This window comes from Variovorax boronicumulans (genome assembly GCF_029892485.1).
Lineage (GTDB): Bacteria > Pseudomonadota > Gammaproteobacteria > Burkholderiales > Burkholderiaceae_C > Variovorax > Variovorax boronicumulans_B.
On record NZ_JARXVG010000005.1, the window covers coordinates 145,025 to 167,193 of the forward strand.

Consider the following 22,169-nt stretch of genomic DNA (forward strand, 5'->3'; position numbering starts at 1 on the left):
CTTTCATTTCAGCGCGCCCACCAGCGCGTCGTACACCAGCCGCACCCGCGCCGGCACCGGCGCGCGCTGCGAGCGGTAGACATGGATCGGCCAGGGCTCGGGCGCCTCGGCCTCGAGCACCGCCACCAGTTCGCCAGATTGCAGCAGCGGCTCGGCCAGCGGACCCACGAGCTGGCCGAAGCCCAGGCCCGCGCGCACCGCGGCGCATTCGGCATCGACGTCGTCGGTGACGAAGGCTGGTGCAGTGATCGGCATCTGTCGCCCCTTGCTGAAGAACCACGACCAGGGGCGGCCCGAGCTGCGATCCATCAGCGCGGTAAGCGGAAAGCCGGGCAGCGCATCGAGGCTCTTCGGCATGCCGGTGCGCTCGATCAACGCCGGCGTCGCCACGACGTAGAGGCGCATCTTGCCGACGGTGCGCGCGACGAAGCGCGCATCGCGTATGGGGCCCGCGCGCACCCCGATGTCGATCTGCTCGTCAACCACGTCGGCGTGGCTCTCCGACAGCCGCAGGTCAAGCACGAGGCCGGGATGTTCGACCAGCATCGGCGCCAGCACCTGCGGGATCAGCCGGCGGCCGAACACGTTGGGAGCGGTGACGCGCACCGTGCCCGCATGCTGGGACAGTGCGCGCCGGTCGGTGCGGTGGAACAGCGCGTCGACGCCACCCACCGCGACACGCGCGCGCTGTGCGAGTTGCCGACCGAACTCGGTGAGCTGCACGCCGCGTGTGCTGCGGTGAAACAGCGGCTCGCCCAGTTCTTCTTCGAGTTCGCGCACCGCGCGCGTCACGACCTGCGGCGACACAGAGAGGCGCACGGCCGCCTCGCGGAAATTGACGGCATCGGCGGCGGTAAAGAAGACGCGCAGGGCTTCGAGGCGGTTGGACATGAAGTGTTCCTTGTTGAGGAATTCTGAAGTCGCCAGAGTTTCATTTACTGGAACGCGTGGATTTTCCACACTGCATTCACTTCTTCAACACACGCTAAAGGAATTTCTCCATGACATCCGTTCAAGACAACATCAAGGGCAAGGTCGCCATCGTCACCGGCGCGAGCAGCGGCATCGGCGAATCCATGGCGCGCCATCTGGCCGCACGCGGCGCCAAGGTGGTGCTCGCGGCACGCCGCACCGACCGGCTCGACAAGGTGGTCGCCGAGATCCGCGAGGCCGGCGGCGAAGCCATCGCCGTGGCCACCGACGTGTCAAAGCGTGCCGATCTGGAAAAGCTCGCCGCCGCGACGGTCGAAGCCTTCGGACGCATCGACGTGCTGGTCAACAACGCGGGCGTGATGCCGCTGTCGCCGCTCGAGAAGCTCAAGGTCGACGAGTGGGACCGCACCATCGACGTCAACATCAAGGGCGTGCTCTACGGCATCGCCGCGGTGCTGCCGCGCATGCAGGCGCAGGGCAGCGGGCACATCCTGAACGTCGCGTCGATCGCCGGCATCAAGGTGTTCACGCCCATCGGCACGGTGTACAGCGCCACCAAGCATGCGGTGCGCGCCATCTCCGAGGGCTTGCGCGTCGAGGTGGGCAACAGCGGCGTGCGCGTGACGGTCGTGTCGCCTGGCGCGGTCGAGTCGGAACTGAAGTTCGGCAGCACCGATGCCGATGCCGCAGCGGGTCTGAAGGCGTTCTATGACGCCAACCAGATTCCCGCCGATGCGGTGGCGCGCGCCGTCGTCTACGCGGTGGAGCAACCGGCGAACGTGGACATCAACGAAGTGGTCGTGCGGCCGGTGTCGCAAGACTTCTGATCGGGGGTGGGGCCCGTGGCGGCCCCGCTCCGGATCAATTAACCTTCTGGAATAGAAGGTCATAGGCGATCAAAAGTGCAAAGCTCCCGCAAAATAGAACGACCGTTCGTTTTATTCGGAGCTTCACGATGTCTGTCAATGCCGTTCCCGCCAAGCCGGCCCGCGCCGCCCAGAAAGGCCAGCAGACCAAGGCCGTGATCGTCGATGCCGCGCTGGCGTTGGCTGCGCAGATCGGGCTCGAAGGCCTGTCGATCGGCGCCGTGGCCGAGATCACCAAGATGAGCAAGTCGGGCGTCTTCGCCCACTTCGGTTCGCGCGAGGAACTGCAGATCTCGGTGGTTCGCGAGTATCACGCACGTTTCGAGCAGGAAGTGTTTTTCCCTGCGCTCTCGGCGCCGCGCGGCCTCCCGCGCCTTCGCGCCATGTTCGCCAACTGGATGAAGCGCACCTCGACCGAAATCGACTCGGGCTGCATCTATATCAGCGGCGCTAGCGAATTCGACGACCGTCCGGGCCCGGTGCGCGATGCGCTGGTCGAGTCGGTCAGCATCTGGCAGGCGGCGGTGCTGCGCGCCATCGTGCAATCGCAGACCGAAGGGCACCTGCGCGCCGACGCCGACGAACGCCAGGTCGCTTTTGAGATCCACGGCCTCATCCTCGCGCTGCACTACGAAGCCCGCTTCCTGCAGGTGCCCGGCTCCATCGGCCGCGCGACCGTCGGCTTCAACAACATCCTTGCACGCAGCGCGACGCCCGATGCGCCAGCGGACCCCGACGCAGCCGCACCCGCACCCGCCGGCCGGCGCCTGAAGCCCGTGCGCTGAGCGCGCGGCACCGTTTTCGCTTTCCCCCTTTTTTCTTTTTCTATCTAGCTTCGACCAGGAGAGTCCCGGATGCCTACCTACAACCCACCCGTGCGTGACATGCAGTTCGTGCTGCACGAAATGCTCAACGTCACCGAAGAACTCAAGGCGCTCCCGGCCCATGCCGAAACCGATGCCGACACCATCAATGCGGTGATCGAAGAGGCCGGCAAGTTCGCCGCCGAAGTGACTTTTCCGCTGAACATCGGCGGCGACGAAGAAGGCTGCGTGCTCGACAAGGCCACGCACGAAGTCAAGACGCCCACGGGCTTTAAGGACGCCTACGCCAAGTACGTCGAAGGCGGCTGGCCCGCGCTCTCGTGCGACCCGGCCTTCGGCGGCCAGGGCTTGCCGTTCGTGGTGAACCAGTGCCTGTACGAAATGCTCAACAGCGCCAACCAGGCCTGGACCATGTACCCCGGCCTCTCGCACGGCGCATACGAAGCGCTCAAGGCGCACGGCACGGAAGAACAGAAGAAGACCTACCTGCCCAAGCTCACGAGCGGCGAATGGACCGGCACCATGTGCCTGACCGAACCGCACTGCGGCACCGACTTGGGCCTCCTGCGCACCAAGGCCGAACCGCAAGCCGACGGCACGTACCGCATTACCGGCAGCAAGATCTTCATCTCGGCCGGCGAGCACGACATGACGGACAACATCATTCACCTGGTGCTGGCCCGCCTGCCGGACGCGCCCAAGGGCAGCAAGGGCATCAGCCTGTTCGTGGTGCCGAAGTTCAAGGTGAAGGCCGACGGCTCGCTCGGCGAGCGCAACCCGATCTTCTGCGCCGGCCTGGAGCACAAGATGGGCATCCACGGCAACGCCACCGCTCAGATCGTGATCGAAGGCGCCACCGGCACGCTGGTCGGCGAGCCCAACAAGGGCCTGGCCGCGATGTTCGTGATGATGAATGCCGCGCGCTTGGGCGTGGGCAACCAGTCGCTGGGCCTGACCGAAGTGGCCTACCAGAATGCGCTGGCCTACGCCAAGGACCGCACGCAGATGCGCTCGCTCTCGGGCGTGAAGGCCAAGGACAAGGACGCCGACCCCATCATCGTGCACCCCGACGTGCGCAAGATGCTGCTCACGGCCAAGGCGTATGCCGAAGGCGGCCGCGCGTTGCAGATCTTCTGCACGCTGCTGCTCGACAAGGAACACAACCACCCTGACGAGAAGGTGCGCAAGGACTCGGGCGAACTGGTCGCGCTGCTCACGCCCATCGTCAAGGCGTTCATCACCGACAACGGCCACATCGCGACCAACTCGTGCATGCAGGTCTTCGGCGGCCATGGCTTCATCAAGGAATGGGGCATGGAGCAGTTCGTGCGCGACAACCGCATCAACATGATCTACGAAGGCACCAACACGATCCAGTCGCTGGACTTGCTGGGCCGCAAGGTGCTGGGCAACAACGGCGCATCGCTCAAGAAGTTCGGCAAGCTGGTTGCGAAGCTGGTGGAAGAAGAAGGCGTGAACGAGAAGATGGCCGAGTTCATCAACCCGATCGCGGTGCTGGGCGACCAGCTGACCAAGTTCACGACCGAGATCGGCTTCAAGGGCTTTCAGAACCCCGACGAAGTGGGCGCCGCCGCGGTGGACTACCTGCGCGTGGCCGGCCACTTCGTGTTCGGCTACCTGTTCGCCCGCATGGCGCAAGTGGCGCTGCGCGAAATCGCCGCCGGCAACACCGACCCGTTCTACGTCGCCAAGCTGCAGACCGCGCGCTTCTACTTCGCCAAGCTCTTCCCCGAGACCGCGACGCTGATGCGTACCGCGCGCGCCGGCAGCAAGGTGCTGATGGACACCGACGCAGCGCTGGCCTGAGGTCACTGCCTTTTCTCATCGTCCAAACCGGGAGCCGCTCATGAAATCGACACTTGCAGCCATCGTCCTTGCCGCCACTGCCGTCACGGCCATGGCCCAAAGCACCCCGGTGGGTCTTTGGCGCAACGCCGACGACAAGACCGGCGAGGTCAAGGCCGAGATCCGCATAGTCGAGTCCGACGGCGCGCTCCGGGGACGTATCGAAAAGTCTTTGAAGAAAGACACCAAGCCCGATGCGACCTGCGACGAATGCAGCGACGACCGCAAGGGCAAGCCGATCACGGGCCTGGAGATCATCCGCGGCGGCAAGAAGGCCGAGGGCAAGGACCTCTGGGAAGGCGGCAAGATCCTCGACCCCGAGAATGGCAAGGAATACCGCGCGAGCTTCACGCCGATCGATGGCGGCAAGAAGCTCGAAGTGCGCGGCTACTTGGGCCCGTTCTGGCGCACCCAAACCTGGACCCGCGCGCAGTAAACCTGCCGCGCGTTTTCAACCGAAGAAATACCAAGCAACATGTCCCGATTTCAAGTGAAGAAGGTCGCCGTGCTCGGCGCCGGCGTGATGGGCGCGCAGATTGCCGCCCACCTCGTCAATGTGCGCGTGCCCGTCGTGCTGTTCGATCTGGCCGCTAAGGAAGGCCCGAAGAACGGCATCGTCACGCGCGCCATCGACAACCTCAAGAAGCTCAAGCCCGCGCCGCTCGGCGACGTGGCCGATGCGGGCCTGATCGAGCAGGCCAACTACGACGACGACCTGGCCAAGCTCGGCGAGTGCGACCTCATCATCGAAGCGATTGCCGAGCGCATGGACTGGAAGCTCGATCTCTACAGGAAGATCGCGCCGCACGTGGCCAAGCATTCGATCCTGGCCTCGAACACCTCGGGCCTGTCGATCACCAAGCTGAGCGAGGCGTTGCCTGAAGCACTGAAGCCGCGCTTCTGCGGCATTCACTTCTTCAACCCGCCACGCTACATGTTCCTGGTGGAGCTGATCAACACGCCCACCACGCAGCCGCAGGTGCTCGACGACCTCGAGGCCTTCGTCACCAGCACGCTCGGCAAGGGTGTCGTGCGCGCGCACGACACGCCCAACTTCATCGCCAACCGCGTCGGCATCGCCGGCATGCTGGCGACGCTGAAGGAAGTCGAGAAGTTCGGCCTCACGCCCGACGTGGTGGACGACCTCACCGGCAAGAAGCTGGGCCGCGCGAGCTCGGGCACCTTCCGCACCGCCGACGTGGTGGGCCTGGACACGATGGCCCACGTCGTGAAGACGCTGCAGGACAACCTGAACGCCGAGAGCGATCCGTTCTACGCCAACTTCTCGACGCCGCCGGTGCTCGCCAAGCTGCTGGAGCTGGGCAATCTGGGCCAGAAGACCAAGGCCGGTTTCTTCAAGAAGGTCGGCCGCGACATCCTGCGTTTCGACCTGAAGAGCGGCGAGTACGTGCCCGCCGGCGCGAAGGCCGACGAGGTGTACGGCCGCATGCTGAAGAAGCCCGCAGGTGAACGCCTGAAGCTGCTGCGTGAGAGCGAAGGACCGCAGGGCCAGTTCCTCTGGGCGATCCTGCGCGACGGCTTCCATTACGCGGCCGTGCACCTGGCCGACATTGCCGAGAGCGCGCGCGACATCGACTTCGCGATGCGCTGGGGCTTCGGCATGAAGCAGGGCCCGTTCGAACTCTGGCAGGAAGCGGGCTGGGCGCAGGTGGCCAAGTGGATCCAGGAAGACATCGATGCCGGCAAGGCGCTGAGCACCGTGCCGCTGCCCCGATGGGTGTTCGAAGGCGCCGTGGCCAAGGCCGGCGGCGTGCACACGCCCGAAGGTTCGTGGAGCGCATCGCAAGGCCAGTTCGTTCCGCAACGCAAGCTCCCGGTGCACGACCGCCAGCTGTTCCCCGAGAGCGTGCTCGGCGCGAACGCACCCGATGCCAACACCGCCGGCACGACGATCAGCGACGAAGGCGATGTGCGCGTGTGGACGCTCGACGGCGAAGTGCTCATCGCGAGCATCCATTCGAAGATGCACGCCATCAGCCCCGACGTGGCCGAAGCGCTGGGCGCCGCGGTCGACCTGGCCGAGGCTGAATACAAGGGCTTGGTGATCTGGTCGCCCGACGAGATGTTCTCGGTTGGCGCCGACCTGCAGGCGATGCTGCCGGCCTTCGTGGTCGCCGGCATCGGTGCGGTCGAAGGCGCGGAAGAAGAGCTGCAGAACGTGATGCTCAAGATCCGTTACGCGAGCGTGCCGGTCGTCTCGGCCGTGCGTGGCATGGCACTGGGCGGCGGTTGCGAACTGGCTGTGTACTCGGCCAAGCGCGTGGCTGCAATGGAAAGCTACATCGGCCTGGTCGAAGTGGGCGTGGGCCTGATTCCCGGAGCGGGCGGCCTGACCTACATCGCACGCCGTGCGGCCGAGAACGCGTCGGCCTCGACGGGCACCGACCTGCTGCCTTTCCTCACCGAAGGCTTCACTGCCGCGGCAATGGCCAAGGTCGGCACGGGCGCGCTCGATTCGAAGAAGCTGGGCTACCTGCTCGACAGCGACGTGATCGTGCCGAACAAGGACGAACTGCTCTACGTCGCGCTGCAGCAGGCCAAGGCGATGGCCGACGTCGGCTACCGCGCACCGCTGCGCCGCACCTTCCGCGTGGCAGGCCGCAGCGGCGCCGCGACGATCAAGGGGCAGCTGGTGAACATGCGCGACGGCGGCTTCATCAGCGCGCACGACTTCCACATCGCCAGCCTGATCGCGAACGTGGTCACCGGCGGCGACGTGGACGCGGGATCGCTCGTGACCGAGGAATACCTGATGACGCTGGAACGCAAGGCGTTCTGCTCGCTGATCGTGCATCCCAAGACGCAGGAGCGGATCATGGGGATGTTGAGTACGGGGAAGCCGGTGCGCAACTGACGAGGTTGCCTCTTCCTCCTTCCCCCTCTGGGGGAAGGCCGGGATGGGGGCAAGCAGCCTATGCAAAACCAATCCACTCCCAAGGCACAGCAGAACGCCCGTGCTCTGCGACACGAGATGACCGACTCCGAGCGCAGGCTTTGGAGCGGGATTCGAAGCGAGCAACTGGGTGTGAAGTTTCGTCGCCAGCATCCCATCGGAAACTACATCGCCGACTTCGCATGCCTCGACCCCAAGCTGATCGTCGAACTCGACGGATCGCAACACCAGGCGCAAGAAGGCTACGACGCGCGACGCGACGCCTTTCTGCGTGCACAGGGATTCGACGTGCTGCGTTTCGCATCGAACGATCCATTTGTCAATTTTGAAGGGGTGCTCCAGGCCGTCATCAACCGATTGGACGAGTTGAAGGCCGCTTGCCCCCATCCCAACCTTCCCCCAGAGGGGGAAGGAGCCAAATCCAGGAGCTATCCATGAAACAAATCCAAGACGCCTACATCGTCTCCGCCACCCGCACCCCCATCGGCAAGTCCCACCGCGGCTACTTCCGCAACTACCGTCCCGATGACCTGCTCGCGACCACGCTGAAGGCGGCGCTCGCCGCCGTGCCCGGCCTCGATCCCAAGGTCATCGAAGACATCATCTGCGGCTGCGCGATTCCCGAATCGCAGCAAGGCCTGAACGTCGCGCGCATCGGCGCGGTGCTGGCGGGGCTTCCGACCAGCATCGGCGGCATCACCGTCAACCGCTTCTGCGCCTCGGGCCTGTCGGCCGTGCAGATGGCCGCGGACCGCATTCGTGTCGGCGAAGCCGACGTGATGATCGCGGCCGGCGTCGAGAGCATGAGCATGGTGCCGATGATGGGCAACTCGCCATCGCTGTCGCCCTCGATCTTTGAGCGCGAAGGAGATGTCGGCATCGCCTACGGCATGGGCCTCACGGCCGAGAAGGTCGCGCAGCAGTGGAAGGTGAGCCGCGAGGCGCAGGACGAGTTCGCGCTCGCCTCGCATCAGAAGGCATTGGCCGCGCAGAAGGCCGGCAAGTTCGCGGATGAGATCACGCCCATCGAAGTGACGGATCGATCGCCTGATCTCGAGACCGGCGAGTCGATCGCGAAGACCCGTACCGTCAATCTCGACGAAGGCGCACGCCCCGACACGAGCATCGAAGGTCTCGCCAAGCTGCGCACGGTGTTCGCCGCGCGCGGCACCGTGACGGCCGGCAACAGCTCGCAGACTTCGGACGGCGCGGGCGCGCTGATCCTCGCGAGCGAGAAGGCGGTCAAGCAATACGGCCTCACGCCGCTCGCGCGCTTCGTGAGCTTCGCGAGCAAGGGCGTGCCGCCGCACATCATGGGCATCGGCCCGATCGAGGCGATTCCGGCCGCGCTGCGCTATGCGGGCCTGAAGCACGAAGACATCGACTGGTTCGAACTCAACGAAGCCTTCGCGGCGCAATCGCTCGCGGTGATCAATACCCTGGGCCTCGATCCGTCGAAGGTCAACCCGATGGGCGGCGCGATTGCATTGGGCCATCCGCTGGGCGCGACGGGCGCGATCCGCGCGGCCACCGTGGTGCACGCGCTGCGCCGCGAGAACCTGAAGTACGGCATGGTCACGATGTGCGTGGGCATGGGACAAGGCGCCGCAGGAATTTTTGAACGCGTCTGATCGACAACGCGCAAGGCACCGCAACGAGTGTCAGCACACGAAGGAGACAACTTCATGCAGACGCAGCAGCTCCCGGTCGACGGCGGCGCACAGCAACTGGCGGTTCGCCGCTACGAGCCCGCTGGCGCACCGCGCGCCAGCATCGTGATCGGCGGCGCCATGGGCGTGCGCCAGTCGTTCTACGAACCGTTCGCGCAGTGGCTCGCCGGCCAGGGCCTGCGCGTCTGGACCTTTGACTACCGTGGCTCGGGCGACTCGCGCGGCAATGCGCCGCTGCGCGGCTTCAAAGCCGACCTGTTCGACTGGGCGCGCGACTACGAAGCGGTGATCGACACCGCCAAGGCCGCGCTGCCCGATGAACCGCTCTACCTGCTGGGCCACAGCCTCGGCGCGCAACTGCCGGGCTTCCTGCAGCGACCTGAGCAGGTCGCGGGCCTTGTCAGCATCGCGGCCGGCAGCGGCTACTGGCGCGAGAACGCACCGAAGCTGCGCCGCAGCATCCTCTATTTCTGGTTTGTGCTCGTGCCGCTGGTCACGCGGCTGTGCGGCTACTTCCCGGGCCGCAAGCTGAAGAAGGTGGGCGACCTGCCGCGCGGGGTGATCCTGCAATGGCGGCGCTGGTGCCTGCACCCACGCTACAGCGTCGGCGCCGAGGGCGAATCGGCGCTGCAAAGCTACGGACGCGTGCGCTTCCCGGTGCTGGCGCTGTCGATCACCGACGACGAACTCATGACGCTCGCGGGCACCGAAAGCCTCGTGAGCTTCTACGCGGGCGCGCCTAGCGCGGTCGAGCGCATCGCACCGGCCGACGTGCAGGCGCGGCGCATCGGCCACTTCGGCTTCTTTCGCGAACAGTTCAGCCAGAGCCTCTGGCCGAGCATGGTCGACAAGCTGCATCGGCTCGCGGCGCTTACCGCGGTGCAGCACGCCAACGTCCCGCACACGACTGCGTGACGCCATCCACCGGAGGCACACTGCAAGCACCATGAGCAGCACGCAACACCCCTTCGACAAAGCCCTGGCCCTGCACCACAGCGACATCCGCGTGGGCCACTTCACGGGCAGCACCAGCCCCGACTACTGGAACATGGTCGGCCCGTTCGGCGGCACCACCGCGGCGCTTGTGCTGCAGTCGGTGCTGCTGCATCCCGACCTGCTCGGCACGCCGATCGCGCTGACCGTCAACTACGCGGCCGCGCTCGAAGCGGGCGCGTTCGACATCCAGGCCACGGCCGTGCGCACGAACCGCTCGACGCAGCACTGGACCGTGCAGATCACGCAGGCCGGCGCCAGCGGCGCGCCAAACATGACCACCACCGCCACCGTCGTGACAGCCGCGCGCCGCGACACCTGGGGCGAGAGCGACATGCCGATGCCCGAGGAGGCGCCCCGGCCCGAGACAGTGGAGCGCATGAGCATCGGCCCCTCGGGCGTGGCCTGGATCAACCAGTACGAGATGCGCCCGTTCAGCGGCGGCATTCCCCCGAAGTGGGACGGCAATCTGCAGCACAGCGAAACCCGCATCTGGCTGCGTGACGCGCAGCCGCGGCCGCTCGACTTTCCTTCGCTCGCCGCGATGAGCGACATGTTCTATCCCCGCGTCTGGCTGCGCCGCGCGAAGCACGTGCCGGCGGGCACGGTGTCGATCACCACCTACTTCCATGCCGGGGCGGAGCAACTGGCCGAGGTGGGCACGGGCTACCTGCTGGGCCGCGCGGCGGGACAGCAGTTCTTCAACGGATTCTTCGATCAGACGGCGCATCTGTGGAGCGAGAAGGGCGTGCTGCTCGCGACTTCCAACCAGATCGTCTATTACAAGGAATAGCCATGGCCGCTCTTCAGAAATCCGCGCTCATCGTCGGTGCCGGCGATGCCACCGGCGGCGCCATCGCTCGCCGTTTCGCGCGCGAGGGCTATGCCGCCTGCGTCACGCGACGCAGCCTCGACAAGCTGCAACCGCTGGTCGCGCAGATCGAGGCCGATGGCGGCCGCGCCCATGCCTTCGCCTGCGATGCACGCAAGGAAGAAGAAGTGGTCGCGCTCATCGAGCAGATCGAATCGACGGTCGGCCCCATCGAGGTGATGGTGTTCAACATCGGCGCCAACGTGCCCGAGAGCATCCTCACCGAAACCGCGCGCAAGTACTTCAAGGTGTGGGAGATGGCCTGCTTCTCGGGCTTTCTCAATGGGCGCGAAGTGGCCAAGCGCATGGTGGCGCGCGAGGTGCCGAAGGGCGGGCATCGCGGCACGATCATCTTCACCGGTGCCACCGCATCGCTGCGCGGCGCCGCGAACTTCGGCGCGTTCTCGGGCGCGAAGATGGCCTTGCGCGCGTTGGCCCAATCGATGGCGCGCGAGCTGGGGCCGCAGGGCATTCACGTCGCGCACGTGGTGGTCGATGGCGCCATCGACACCGAGTTCATCCGCAGCAACTTCCCCGAACGCTATGCGCTCAAGGAGAGCGACGGCATCCTGAACCCGGACCACATCGCCGACAGCTACTGGATGCTGCATTCGCAGCCGCGCGATGCGTGGACGCACGAACTCGATCTGCGGCCCTGGTCCGAGAAATTCTGAGATGACGCTTTCTGCTTGTCGGGCTGCGGGGTATTCAGGGCGCGATCACGTCGACGGGGTACCTTGCTCCGCGAATGTCCCCCGCCCTTCGGGCTCCTCCTTGATTTCGCTGCGCAAGGCACCCCATCGACGTGACCGTTTTTCAGAGCGGTCGTTGATCAGCGATACACGACGAGCGTGCCCCAGTGCACAGGCCATCGGGTGCTCCCCGCAGCGAAATAAAGGAGGAGGGCGAAGCCCGGGGGACATTCGCGGAGGGGAGTACCCGGTGGCCTGCGCACACGCCCTGAACAAAAACACCTGACAAGGAGACACCATGACCAAATCCGTCGAGTTCTATTTCGACTTCGGCAGCCCCGCCGCCTATCTTGCCGCGACCCAACTGCCGCACGTCTGCGCAGACACCGGCGCCGAGCTGGTGTGGAAGCCCATGCTGCTAGGCGGCGTGTTCCAGGCCACTGGCAATCATTCGCCGGCCGAGATCAAGCCCAAGGGCCCGTACATGAACATCGACCTCAAGCGCTTCGCCCGGCGCTATGGCGTGCCGTTCGTACACAACCCGCACTTCCCGATCAACACGCTGCTGCTGATGCGCGGCGCCACCGGCATCCAGATGAAGGAGCCGGCGCGCTTCGGTGCGTACGTCGACGCGGTCTACCACGCGATGTGGGTCGAGCCGCAGAACCTCGGCGATCCCGCCACCGTCGGTGCGGTGCTTCAAAATGCGGGCTTCGACGCCACCGCATTGCTCGCGCTGGCCGGCGCGCAGGAAGTGAAAGACCGGCTCAAGGCCGTCACGCAGGAAGCGGTGGAGCGCGGCGTGTTCGGCGCTCCCACCATGTTCGTCGGCGACCAGATGTTCTGGGGGCAGGACCGCCTCGATTTCGTGCGCGAAGCCCTCGACGCCTGAGCGCGTCGCCAACAACCGTTTTATCCAAGGACCATTCCCATGAGCGACATCCTCGTCCACACCGAAGCCGGTGTGATGACCATCACCTTCAACCGCGTCGACAAGAAGAACTCGATCACCAGCAGCATGTACGCCGAGCTGGCCGATGCGCTGGCCACGGCCGAGACCGAAGCGGCCGTGCGCTGCGTGCTGATCCAGGGCAACCCGACGATCTTCAGCGCCGGCAACGACATCGGCGATTTCCTCAACGCGCCGCCCGCCACGCAGGAATCGCCGGTGTTCCGGTTCCTCCGCGGCATCGCGACCTTTCCGAAGCCCATCGTCGCGTCGGTCTGCGGCCCGGCCGTGGGCATCGGCACCACGATGCTGTTCCATTGCGACCTCGTCTATGCGGGCGACAACGCGGCCTTCTCGATGCCATTCGTGAACCTGGGCCTGTGTCCCGAGGCGGCATCGAGCCTGCTGGTGCCGCAGATGCTCGGCTACCACCGCGCGGCCGAGGCGCTGCTGCTGGGCGAACCCTTCATGGCCGAGGCCGCGCTCGAAGTGGGCTTGGTCAACCGCGTCGTGCCGCCGACGGAAGCCAACGGCATCGCGCAAATGCAGGCCCGCAAGCTCGCGGCCAAGCCGCTGAGCGCGCTGGTCGAGACCAAGCGGTTGCTGAAGAAGGGACAACTGCCGGCCGTGCTCGAGCGCATGGGCGAAGAGGGCGCGAGCTTCGGCCGCATGCTGCGCGAGCCGGCTGCCAAGGAGGCTTTCGGCGCCTTCATGGAGAAGCGGAAGCCCGATTTCTCGAAGGTCTGAGGGTTCCTCCCGCGTTGGCCGGCAGACAGTGGCCCCTTACACTGTCTGCCGTGCAAGTTTTCGAGACAAGACCGCCCGAAACGCCCGTCCAGCGGGCGATCGATGCTACTGAAAAAGTAGCAATCGACCCCGCGCGCAGGCGTACTTTGGGCCTGCTTGCGAGCGCCTTGGCGGCGCCTTCGGTGGTCCTTGCCCGGGTTCGTCCGCTGCGCATCGGCGTCATCGGTTCCTGGTCCGGCCCCTATGCGGGCGGCGGGCGCCAGTTCGATGCGGGCATGTCGGTCTGGCTGGCCGCGCACAACCAGCAGATCGCGGGGCGGCCGGTGGAACTGCTGCGCCGTGACGTGCCGGGCAGTGCGCCCGAGCAGGCGCGCCGCCAGGCACAGGACCTCGTGGAGAACGAGCGTGTCGACCTGCTGGCGGGCCTGGACTTCAGCTCCAACGCCTACGCCGTGGGCACCATCGCCGCGCAGGCAAAACTGCCGCTGGTGGTAATGAACGCGGCGTCTTCGGGGATCACGGCGCGCTGTCCCTACGCGGTGCGGGTGTCGTTCACCATCGCGCAGGTCACGCTGCCGCTCGCGCGCTGGGCGCTGCAGCAGGGCCTGCGCGATGTCTGCACCGTGGTGGCCGACTACGCCTCGGGCGTCGATGCCGAAAGCGCTTTTGTCGCGGGCATCACCGCCGGCGGCGGGCAGGTCGGCGCGATGCTGCGGGTGCCACTCAACACGCTCGACTACTCGGCCTACATGCTGCGGCTGCGCGAACTCAAGCCGCAGGCGGTCTTCTTCTTCCTGCCCTCGGGGCAGATGCCGGCGACGTTCCTGAAGTTCTGGCGCGACCGCGGCATGGCCGACACCGGCATCCGCCTGCTGGCGACCGGGGACGCCACCGACGACCACTACCTCGAAGGCATCGGCGAGCTGGCCGACGGGCTGGTGACCAGCCACCACTACTCGTTCGCCCACGAGTCGCCGGCCAACCGCCGCTTCACGGGCGTCTTCGAGACGGAATACGGCGGCCACCTGCGGCCCGGCTATTTCGCGGTGGCGGCGCACGATGCGCTCGCGGCCATCGATGCCGCGATGAGCTCGCCCGGCGTGCGCGGCAATGCGAGCGGGGAACGTCTGGTCGACGCCTTCCGCGGCCTGAAGCTCGAAAGCCCGCGCGGCCCCATCGAGATCGACGCCCACACCCGCGACATCGTGCAGACCGTCTACATCCGCCGCACCGAGCGGCGCGACGGGCGCTGGGTCAACCGCGAGTTCGAGCGTTTCGAGCGCGTGCGCGACCCGGGTGTCTAGACCCGGGGTCTGCGTTCAGGGCTGTTGTTCGATCACGCGCGGCCGGCCGTTGTCGTCGATCGCCACGTAGGTGAACGTGGCCTGCGTCACCTTGATGTATTCGCCCTGCGCCCGGAAGCGCTCGGCGAACACCTCGACCGTCACCGTCACCGACGTACGCCCGATGCGCACCAGCTTCGAATAGAACGAGAGAATGTCGCCCAGCCGCACCGGCTGCTTGAAGATGAACTCGTTGACCGCCACCGTGGCCTGCCGGCCCTTGGCGTAGCGCGCCGGAATCACCGAGCCGGCCAGGTCGCACTGGGCCATGACCCAGCCGCCGAAGATGTCGCCGTTGGCATTGCAATCGGCCGGCATCGGAATGACCTTGAGCACCAGCTCCATGTCGGTGGGCAGGCTTTTGAGGGTTGCTGCGGCAGCAGCACTGGAAGTATCTGACATGGGCACAATCTGGCAACAAACAACAACCACGATTGTCCCTCATGCGCCGCAGCGGCGAAGCCCTTCCCACCCCCCACACCGTCTCCGGCCACCCGCCCGAGAAAAGCGACCGTTCCGACTGGGCGACGCTTCGCCGCCTCTTTCCCTACCTCTGGCAGTACAAGTGGCGGGTGATGGCCGCGCTCGCGTTCATGGTGGGCGCCAAGGTGGCCAACGTGGGCGTGCCGGTGCTGCTGAAGAACCTGATCGACACGATGACGCCCAAGCCGGACATGGCGCAGGCATTGCTCATCGTGCCCATCGGGCTGCTGCTGGCCTACGGGCTGCTGCGCTTCTCGACCGCGCTCTTCGGCGAGCTGCGCGAGCTGATCTTCGCCAAGGCCACCGAGGGCACCGCCCGGCAGATCGCGCTGGAGGTGTTCGGCCACCTGCATTCGCTGAGCCTGCGCTTCCACCTGGAGCGCCAGACCGGCGGCATGACGCGCGACATCGAGCGCGGCACGCGCGGGGTGCATTCGCTGATCTCGATGTCGCTCTACAGCATCGTGCCGACCATCATCGAGCTGGCGCTGGTGCTCACGATCCTGGGCGTGAAGTTCGATTCGCTGTTCGTGTGGATCACCGGTGCGGCGCTGGTGCTCTACATCACCTTCACGGTCACGGTGACGGAGTGGCGCACCCAGTTCCGCAAGACCATGAACGAGCTCGACTCGATGGCCCAGAGCCGCGCGGTCGATTCGCTGCTGAACTACGAAACGGTCAAGTACTTCAACAACGAGGAGTTCGAGGCCAGGCGCTACGACGCGAGCCTGGACCGCTACCGCAAGGCCGCCATCAAGAGCCAGCGCACGCTGAGCATGCTCAACACTGGGCAGCAGCTGCTGATTGCCGTGAGCCTGGTGCTGATGCTGTGGCGCGCCACCTCGGGCGTGGTCGAAGGGCGCATGACGCTGGGCGACCTGGTGATGGTCAACGCCTTCATGATCCAGCTCTACATTCCGCTCAACTTCCTGGGCGTGATCTACCGCGAGATCAAGCAGAGCCTGACCGACCTGGACAAGATGTTCGTGCTGATGGAGAAGGAGCGCGAGGTGCGCGATGCGCCCACGGCGCAGCCGCTCGCGGGCGTCGACTCCACCATCCGCTTCGAGGACGTGAGCTTCGCCTATGAGCCCGATCGGCCGATCCTCAAGCATGTGAGCTTCGAGATCCCGGCCGGCAAGACGGTGGCCGTGGTCGGCCCCTCGGGCTCTGGAAAATCCACGCTTGCGCGGCTGCTCTACCGCTTCTACGACGTGCAGCAGGGGCGCATCACCATCGGTGGCGAAGACATCCGTGCCGTGCAGCAGTCCAGCGTGCGCCGTGCGATCGGCATCGTGCCGCAGGACACGGTGCTGTTCAACGACACGGTCGAATACAACATCGCGTATGGCCGCCCCGGCGCGACGCGCGAAGAGGTCGAAGGCGCCGCACGCGCCGCGCGCATCCACGACTTCATCTCGGCCACGCCCAAGGGCTACGAGACGACTGTGGGCGAGCGCGGCCTGAAGCTCTCGGGCGGCGAAAAGCAGCGCGTGGCCATCGCGCGCACGCTGCTGAAGAACCCGCCGATCGTGATCTTCGACGAGGCCACCTCGGCGCTCGATTCGGCCAACGAGCGCGCCATCCAGTCGGAGCTCAAGAGCGCCGCGCAGGACAAGACCACTCTGGTCATCGCGCACCGCCTGTCGACCGTGGTCGATGCGCACGAGATCCTGGTGCTGGAAGCGGGCGTGATCGTCGAGCGCGGCACGCATGCCGAGCTGCTCGCCAAGCAGGGCCGCTACGCCCAGATGTGGGCTTTGCAGAAGAGCGAAGCAGCGCCTTTGCTCTAGCGCGATCATTCAACCCTTTCCCCATCGATCCAGGAGTTCAGACGTGTCGACCAAGATTCCCCTGCTGGTGCTCAACAGCCTCTCGAGCGCCCACCAGGCCCAGATTGCCGAGGTCTACGACGTGACCTACGCCTTCGATGCCGCCACGCGGGCTGCCGCGGTGGCCGAGCGCGGCAAGACGTTCCGCGCGGTGCTGACCATCGGCGTGATCGGCATCACCCCCGAGGAAATCGCGGCCATGCCGGCCGTCGAGCTGATCTGCTGCCTGGGCGCGGGCTATGAAGGCGTGCCGCTCGAAGTGACGCGCGCCCGCGGCATCGTGACCGCCAATGGCGCCGGCACCAACGACGATTGCGTGGCCGACCATGCCTTCGGCCTGCTCATCGGCATCGTGCGCGAGTTCCGCAAGCTCGACCGGCTGTGCCGCGAAGGCGTGTGGCGCGAAGTGATTCCGCAGCCGCCGAACGTGTCGGGCAAGAAGCTCGGCATCCTGGGGCTCGGCACCATCGGCCAGAAGGTCGCCAAGCGGGCGGCCGCGTTCGACATGGAGATCGGCTATCACAACCGGAAGCCGCGCGAAGGCGCGACGCACCGCTACTTCGACGACCTGAAGTCGCTCGCGAGCTGGGCGGATTTCCTGATCCTTGCCGCGCCGGGCGGGCCCGCTACCAAGCACCTGGTCAACGCCGAAGTGCTCGATGCGCTGGGGCCGCAGGGCTACCTCGTGAACATCGGCCGCGGCAGCGTGGTCGATACCGAGGCGCTGGGCGCCGCATTGCGCGAGCACCGTATCGCAGGCGCCGGCATCGACGTGTACGAGAGCGAACCCAAGCGGCCCGAGCCGCTCGTGGGCCTCGACAACGTCCTGCTCACCCCGCACATGGCCGGCTGGTCGCCCGAGGCGACGCAGAAGTCGGTGGACCATTTCCTTGCGAATGCCCAAGGGCACTTCGCGGGGAGCGGCGTCCTCACGCCGATCTGAAGGTCTTGCCCCTTCCCCCTTTGGGGGAAGGTTGGGATGGGGGCAGGCAGAGCGCCCGATGGATGCGCCGCTTGCCCCAACCCCCGCCCTCCCCCAGCGGGGGAGGGAGTCAAGCCAAGGCAGGCGGGCGGTGGGCGCCCCATCCACAGGCTTGGTCATACGCATGCCCGAGCCGCAGCACGTCCAAGTCCGAGTGAATCGGCCCGGCCAGCTGCAGCCCCATCGGCAAACCGCCTTCGCCGAAGCCGGCGCGCACATTCAGCGTCGGCAGCCCCGCCAGCGTGAACGGCGTGACGATCTCCATCCAGCGGTGGTACGTGTCGCTCTTCACGCCGGCCACCGAATCGGGCCAGTGCAGTTCGGCATCGAACGGAAAGACCTGCGCGGTCGGCGCCACGACGAAATCGAAGCGCTCGAAGAGCTTGAGGAACGCGCGGTACACGTTCGAGCGATAGAGCGATGCCTGGTACAGCGACGCCGCATCCAGGTGCCGGCTCTGCTCGATTTCCCACTGCGCCTCGGGCTTGAGCTGCGCGAACAGCTTGGGATCGATTAGGTACGCGCCAAGCTTGCCGCCGACCAGCAGTTGCCGCAGCCGCAGCCACGCGCTCCAGTTGTGCTCGCGCGGCACGTCGAGCGTGCAGGGCTCGACGTCGCAGCCGATGCTGCGGAAGGTGTCGAGCGCCTTCTCGCCGAGTTCGCGGATGCCGGCCGCGAGCGGCAGGTCGGGCCACACGCTGCCGAGCCAGCCGATGCGAAGGCCCTTGCCGTCGCCATCGAGCGCGATGTCGTCGGCCGAGGGCATGGCGTGCGGCGACGACAGCGGCACGCGCCCGTCGAAACCGGACTGCACCGCGAGCAACCGCGCCGCGTCTTCCACCGTGCGCGCCATCGGGCCTTCGGTGCTCAGTTGCTGGAAGAACAGCTCCTGCTCCGGGTCGCCGGGCACGCGCCCGCGCGAGGGCCGCATGCCGATCACGTTGTTGAAGGCAGCCGGGTTGCGCAGCGATCCCATCATGTCGCTGCCGTCGGCCACCGGCAGCATGCCCAGGGCCAGCGCCACGGCCGCGCCGCCGCTGCTGCCGCCCGCGCTGCGCTCCGGCGCATAGGCGTTGCGGGTGATGCCGAACACGGTGTTGTACGTGTGCGAGCCGAGGCCGAACTCGGGCGTGTTGGTCTTGCCGATGACGAGCGCACCAGCCGCGCGCGCTCGTGCGACGTGAAGGCTGTCGATGCGCGAAGGCGAGCGTGGCGACAGGGGCGAGCCCATCGAGGTCGGCAGCCCGGCGGCGTGGCTCAGGTCCTTCACCGCAAGCGGAAAGCCGTGCATCCAGCCGCGCCGCTCGCCGCGTGCCAGCTCGGCGTCGCGCTCGCCGGCTTCTGCCAGCAGTTGCTCGGGTTCGCGCAGCGAGACGATGGCATTGAAGCGCGGGTTCAGGGCGTCGATGCGGGCCAGCGAGGCTTGCATCAGTTCACGGCAAGAAACGTCGCGGGCCGCGATGCGGCGCGAAAGTGCGGTGGCGCTGAGGTCGAGCAGGTCGTCTGAAGACATGGCGATGCGGGAAAAGGAGGGGCGCCCAGTATGGCGCGGCGCTCGCATAATCGCCGCGTATGGAAACCAAGTGGCTAGAAGACTTCATCAGTTTGGCGGAAACCCGCAGCTTCAGCCGCTCGGCCCAGTTGAGGCATGTGACGCAACCCGCGTTCTCCCGCCGCATCCAGGCGCTCGAAGGCTGGGCCGGCACCGACCTCGTCGATCGCAGCTCGTACCCGACGCGCCTTACGCCCGCGGGCCAGACGCTCTACAGCCAGGCCATCGAGATGCTGCAGTCGCTGCAGAGCACCCGGGCGATGCTGCGCGGCCACTCGGCCGCCGGGCAGGACGTGATCGAGATCGCCGTGCCGCACACGCTGGCCTTCACCTTCTTCCCCTCGTGGGTCACCAGCCTGCGCGAGCACTTCGGGCCGATCAAGAGCCGGCTCATCGCGCTCAATGTGCACGACGCGGTGCTGCGGCTGGTCGAAGGCAGTTGCGACCTGCTGATCGCCTACCACCATCCCTCGCAGCCGCTGCAGCTGGACAACAACAAGTACGAGATGGTCAGCCTGGGCGAGGAAACCGTGGCCCCCTGGGTCAAGGCCGATGCCGACGGCGCGCCGCGCTACCGGCTGCCGGGCCGCCCGGGCCAGCCGTTGCCCTACCTGGGTTATGCGCCCGGTGCCTACCTGGGCCGCGTGGTCGACCAGTTGCTCAAGGAGTCGGGCACGGCCATTCACCTGGATCGCGTCTACGAGACCGACATGGCCGAAGGCCTGAAGGTCATGGCGCTCGAAGGCCACGGCATCGCCTTCCTGCCGCAGAGCGCGGTGCGCAAGGAGATCAAGGCCCGCAAGCTGGTGAGCGCGCTGCCGCCGGAGATCGACAGCCTGGAGGCGACGATGGAAATCCGCGCCTACCGCGAGCGGCCGAGCGCGCCGGCACCGGTGAAGACCGGCACCGGGCGGTCCGCCAAGGTCGCGGCCGTTTCCGAGGGCACACAGCCCAAGCGCACGGCCGACGCGCTGTGGTCTTACCTCGTCGGCACCCAGCCTGCGGCCCGTTGACTCCGGATTTGTGCGCCGCACAATCTATAAATGCCGCGCATAAGCCCCCCCGCATTCAGCATTGGCGCCCTGAGCACGGCGGTACTACAGTCGCGGCAGTTTTTCACTGCTGTCACAGCATCCCTTTACGGCACGCCCCACTCGCGTGCTTTTTTTTAAGCCGAGGAACCCCGTATGAGCTCCAATTTCCGGACTGAACACGACTTCCTCGGCGAGAAGCAGATTCCCGCCGCCGCCTACTGGGGCGTGCACACGGCGCGTGCCGTCGAGAACTTCGCGATCTCCGGCACCCGCATTTCGGCCATGCCCGACCTGGTCCGCGCGCTGGCCTACGTGAAGAAGGCCGCCACCCGCGCCAATGCCGACCTGGGCGCCATCGACCGCGACCGCGCCGCCGCAATCATCCTGGCGTGCGAGGACATCATCGAAGGCAAGCTGCTCGACGAGTTCGTGGTCGATGTGATCCAGGGCGGCGCCGGCACCTCGACCAACATGAACGCGAACGAGGTGATCTGCAACCTCGCGCTCGAAAAGCTCGGCCATGAGAAGGCGCGCTACGACGTGCTGCATCCCAACGACCACGTCAACGCCTCGCAGAGCACCAACGACGTGTACCCCACGGCAGTGCGCCTGGCGCTGTGGTTTGCCATCGGCAAGCTGCTCGAAGCCATGGCCGCGTTGCGCCGCAGCTTCGAGGCGAAGGCGCTCGAGTTCAAGGACATTCTCAAGATCGGCCGCACCCAACTGCAGGACGCGGTGCCGATGACGCTGGGCCAGGAGTTCCTGACCTACGCGATCATGATCGGCGAGGACGAGGCCCGCCTGGGCGAGGCCCGCGCGCTGATCGAGGAAATCAACCTCGGCGCCACCGCCATCGGCACCGGCATCAACGCGCCGCACGGCTATGCCAACCTCGCCTGCCAGTACCTGGCCGAGCAGACCGGCGTGCCGCTCAAGCAGGCCGCCAACCTCATCGAGGCCACGCAGGACACGGGTGCCTTCGTGCAGCTGTCGGGCGTGCTCAAGCGCGTGGCGACCAAGCTCAGCAAGACCTGCAACGACCTGCGCCTGCTCTCCAGTGGCCCGCAGGCCGGCTTCGGCGAAATCCGGCTGCCCGCGCGGCAGGCGGGCTCCTCGATCATGCCGGGCAAGGTCAATCCGGTGATCCCGGAAGTCATGAACCAGGTGGCCTTCGAGGTCATCGGCAACGACATCACCGTGACCATGGCGTCCGAAGCGGGCCAGCTCCAGCTCAACGCCTTCGAGCCGATCATGGGCTGGAGCCTCTTCAAGAGCATCAAGCACCTGGGCAACGCCTGCAACACGCTGCAGCTCAATTGCGTGGACGGCATCGAGGCCAACCGCGAATTCCTGGCCAAGCGTGTGCGCGAGTCGGTCACGCTGGTCACCGCGCTCAACCCGCTCATCGGCTACGAGAAGGCCGCGCTCATCGCCAAGACGGCGCTCGCCACCGGCGGGCCGATCGACCTGGTGGCCGAGTCGCTGGGGATCATGACGCGCGCCGAAATGGAGGCGCTGCTCATTCCCGAGAACCTCACCCAGCCGGTGCGCCTGTCCGCTGCCCCGGTTCCTCCGGCTGCCGAGCCTTCGGGCACAAAGGCTGCTTAGTGAAAGTCGG

20 protein-coding genes are annotated in these 22,169 nt (G+C 66.5%); 17 read left to right on the forward strand and 3 right to left on the reverse strand.

Annotated features, from left to right (window positions below):
- Positions 1-3 precede the first annotated feature (3 nt).
- Complete coding sequence (locus tag M2282_RS13620) at positions 4-891, reverse strand: LysR family transcriptional regulator (protein ID WP_280809310.1); 888 nt, start codon at positions 889-891, stop codon at positions 4-6.
- Between the two features lie 110 nt (positions 892-1,001).
- Here M2282_RS13620 and M2282_RS13625 point away from each other — a divergent pair, with 110 nt between their 5' ends.
- From M2282_RS13625 to M2282_RS13685, 13 genes are all read left to right on the forward strand, one after another.
- Complete coding sequence (locus M2282_RS13625) at positions 1,002-1,760, forward strand: SDR family oxidoreductase (RefSeq protein WP_280809311.1); 759 nt, start codon at positions 1,002-1,004, stop codon at positions 1,758-1,760.
- A 128-nt stretch (positions 1,761-1,888) separates the two neighbouring features.
- Positions 1,889-2,584, forward strand: coding sequence for a TetR/AcrR family transcriptional regulator (locus M2282_RS13630; RefSeq protein ID WP_280809312.1), 696 nt, complete (start codon positions 1,889-1,891; stop codon positions 2,582-2,584).
- Positions 2,585-2,653: 69 nt separating this feature from the next.
- On the forward strand, positions 2,654-4,450 hold the full coding sequence (locus tag M2282_RS13635) for an acyl-CoA dehydrogenase C-terminal domain-containing protein (protein ID WP_280809313.1): 1,797 nt from the start codon (positions 2,654-2,656) through the stop codon (positions 4,448-4,450).
- A 40-nt stretch (positions 4,451-4,490) separates the two neighbouring features.
- Positions 4,491-4,925, forward strand: coding sequence for a DUF2147 domain-containing protein (locus M2282_RS13640; RefSeq protein ID WP_280809314.1), 435 nt, complete (start codon positions 4,491-4,493; stop codon positions 4,923-4,925).
- A 39-nt stretch (positions 4,926-4,964) separates the two neighbouring features.
- Complete coding sequence (locus tag M2282_RS13645) at positions 4,965-7,364, forward strand: 3-hydroxyacyl-CoA dehydrogenase/enoyl-CoA hydratase family protein (RefSeq protein ID WP_280809315.1); 2,400 nt, start codon at positions 4,965-4,967, stop codon at positions 7,362-7,364.
- A gap of 60 nt (positions 7,365-7,424) precedes the next feature.
- Complete coding sequence (locus M2282_RS13650) at positions 7,425-7,841, forward strand: endonuclease domain-containing protein (RefSeq protein WP_280809316.1); 417 nt, start codon at positions 7,425-7,427, stop codon at positions 7,839-7,841.
- Positions 7,838-9,034: an acetyl-CoA C-acyltransferase gene (locus tag M2282_RS13655; protein ID WP_280809317.1), complete on the forward strand. Its 1,197-nt coding sequence runs from the start codon at positions 7,838-7,840 to the stop codon at positions 9,032-9,034. The genes M2282_RS13650 and M2282_RS13655 overlap by 4 nt, the downstream gene beginning before the upstream one ends.
- Before the next feature lie 54 nt (positions 9,035-9,088).
- On the forward strand, positions 9,089-9,988 hold the full coding sequence (locus M2282_RS13660; protein ID WP_280809318.1) for an alpha/beta hydrolase family protein: 900 nt from the start codon (positions 9,089-9,091) through the stop codon (positions 9,986-9,988).
- A gap of 31 nt (positions 9,989-10,019) precedes the next feature.
- Entirely contained in the window at positions 10,020-10,859 is an 840-nt protein-coding gene (locus M2282_RS13665; RefSeq protein ID WP_280809319.1) for an acyl-CoA thioesterase, read from the forward strand.
- 2 nt (positions 10,860-10,861) lie between these two features.
- Positions 10,862-11,611: an SDR family oxidoreductase gene (locus tag M2282_RS13670; RefSeq protein ID WP_280809320.1), complete on the forward strand. Its 750-nt coding sequence runs from the start codon at positions 10,862-10,864 to the stop codon at positions 11,609-11,611.
- Positions 11,612-11,927: 316 nt separating this feature from the next.
- Positions 11,928-12,521, forward strand: coding sequence for a 2-hydroxychromene-2-carboxylate isomerase (locus M2282_RS13675; protein WP_280809321.1), 594 nt, complete (start codon positions 11,928-11,930; stop codon positions 12,519-12,521).
- Positions 12,522-12,560: 39 nt separating this feature from the next.
- The gene (locus tag M2282_RS13680) at positions 12,561-13,325 is read left to right on the forward strand and encodes an enoyl-CoA hydratase (RefSeq protein ID WP_280809322.1); all 765 of its coding nucleotides are present in this window, start codon (positions 12,561-12,563) and stop codon (positions 13,323-13,325) included.
- 146 nt (positions 13,326-13,471) lie between these two features.
- Positions 13,472-14,629, forward strand: a complete 1,158-nt coding sequence (locus M2282_RS13685; RefSeq protein ID WP_348541735.1) for an ABC transporter substrate-binding protein — start codon at positions 13,472-13,474, stop codon at positions 14,627-14,629.
- Positions 14,630-14,644: 15 nt separating this feature from the next.
- Here M2282_RS13685 and M2282_RS13690 read toward each other — a convergent pair whose 3' ends face one another.
- Positions 14,645-15,070, reverse strand: a complete 426-nt coding sequence (locus M2282_RS13690) for an acyl-CoA thioesterase (RefSeq protein ID WP_007834091.1) — start codon at positions 15,068-15,070, stop codon at positions 14,645-14,647.
- A gap of 41 nt (positions 15,071-15,111) precedes the next feature.
- Here M2282_RS13690 and M2282_RS13695 point away from each other — a divergent pair, with 41 nt between their 5' ends.
- Both M2282_RS13695 and M2282_RS13700 read left to right on the forward strand, forming a co-directional pair.
- Positions 15,112-16,944, forward strand: coding sequence for an ABCB family ABC transporter ATP-binding protein/permease (locus M2282_RS13695; RefSeq protein ID WP_280809324.1), 1,833 nt, complete (start codon positions 15,112-15,114; stop codon positions 16,942-16,944).
- Between the two features lie 43 nt (positions 16,945-16,987).
- Positions 16,988-17,926 (forward strand): 2-hydroxyacid dehydrogenase, encoded by a 939-nt coding sequence (locus M2282_RS13700; RefSeq protein ID WP_280809325.1) that lies wholly within the window; start codon positions 16,988-16,990, stop codon positions 17,924-17,926.
- A gap of 109 nt (positions 17,927-18,035) precedes the next feature.
- Here M2282_RS13700 and M2282_RS13705 read toward each other — a convergent pair whose 3' ends face one another.
- Complete coding sequence (locus M2282_RS13705) at positions 18,036-19,478, reverse strand: amidase (protein WP_280809326.1); 1,443 nt, start codon at positions 19,476-19,478, stop codon at positions 18,036-18,038.
- Between the two features lie 59 nt (positions 19,479-19,537).
- On the opposite strand from M2282_RS13705, the gene M2282_RS13710 reads away from it, so the two are divergent.
- Both M2282_RS13710 and M2282_RS13715 read left to right on the forward strand, forming a co-directional pair.
- On the forward strand, positions 19,538-20,530 hold the full coding sequence (locus tag M2282_RS13710) for a LysR substrate-binding domain-containing protein (protein WP_280809327.1): 993 nt from the start codon (positions 19,538-19,540) through the stop codon (positions 20,528-20,530).
- Positions 20,531-20,704: 174 nt separating this feature from the next.
- Positions 20,705-22,159 (forward strand): aspartate ammonia-lyase, encoded by a 1,455-nt coding sequence (locus tag M2282_RS13715; protein WP_280809328.1) that lies wholly within the window; start codon positions 20,705-20,707, stop codon positions 22,157-22,159.
- Positions 22,160-22,169: the final 10 nt, after the last annotated feature.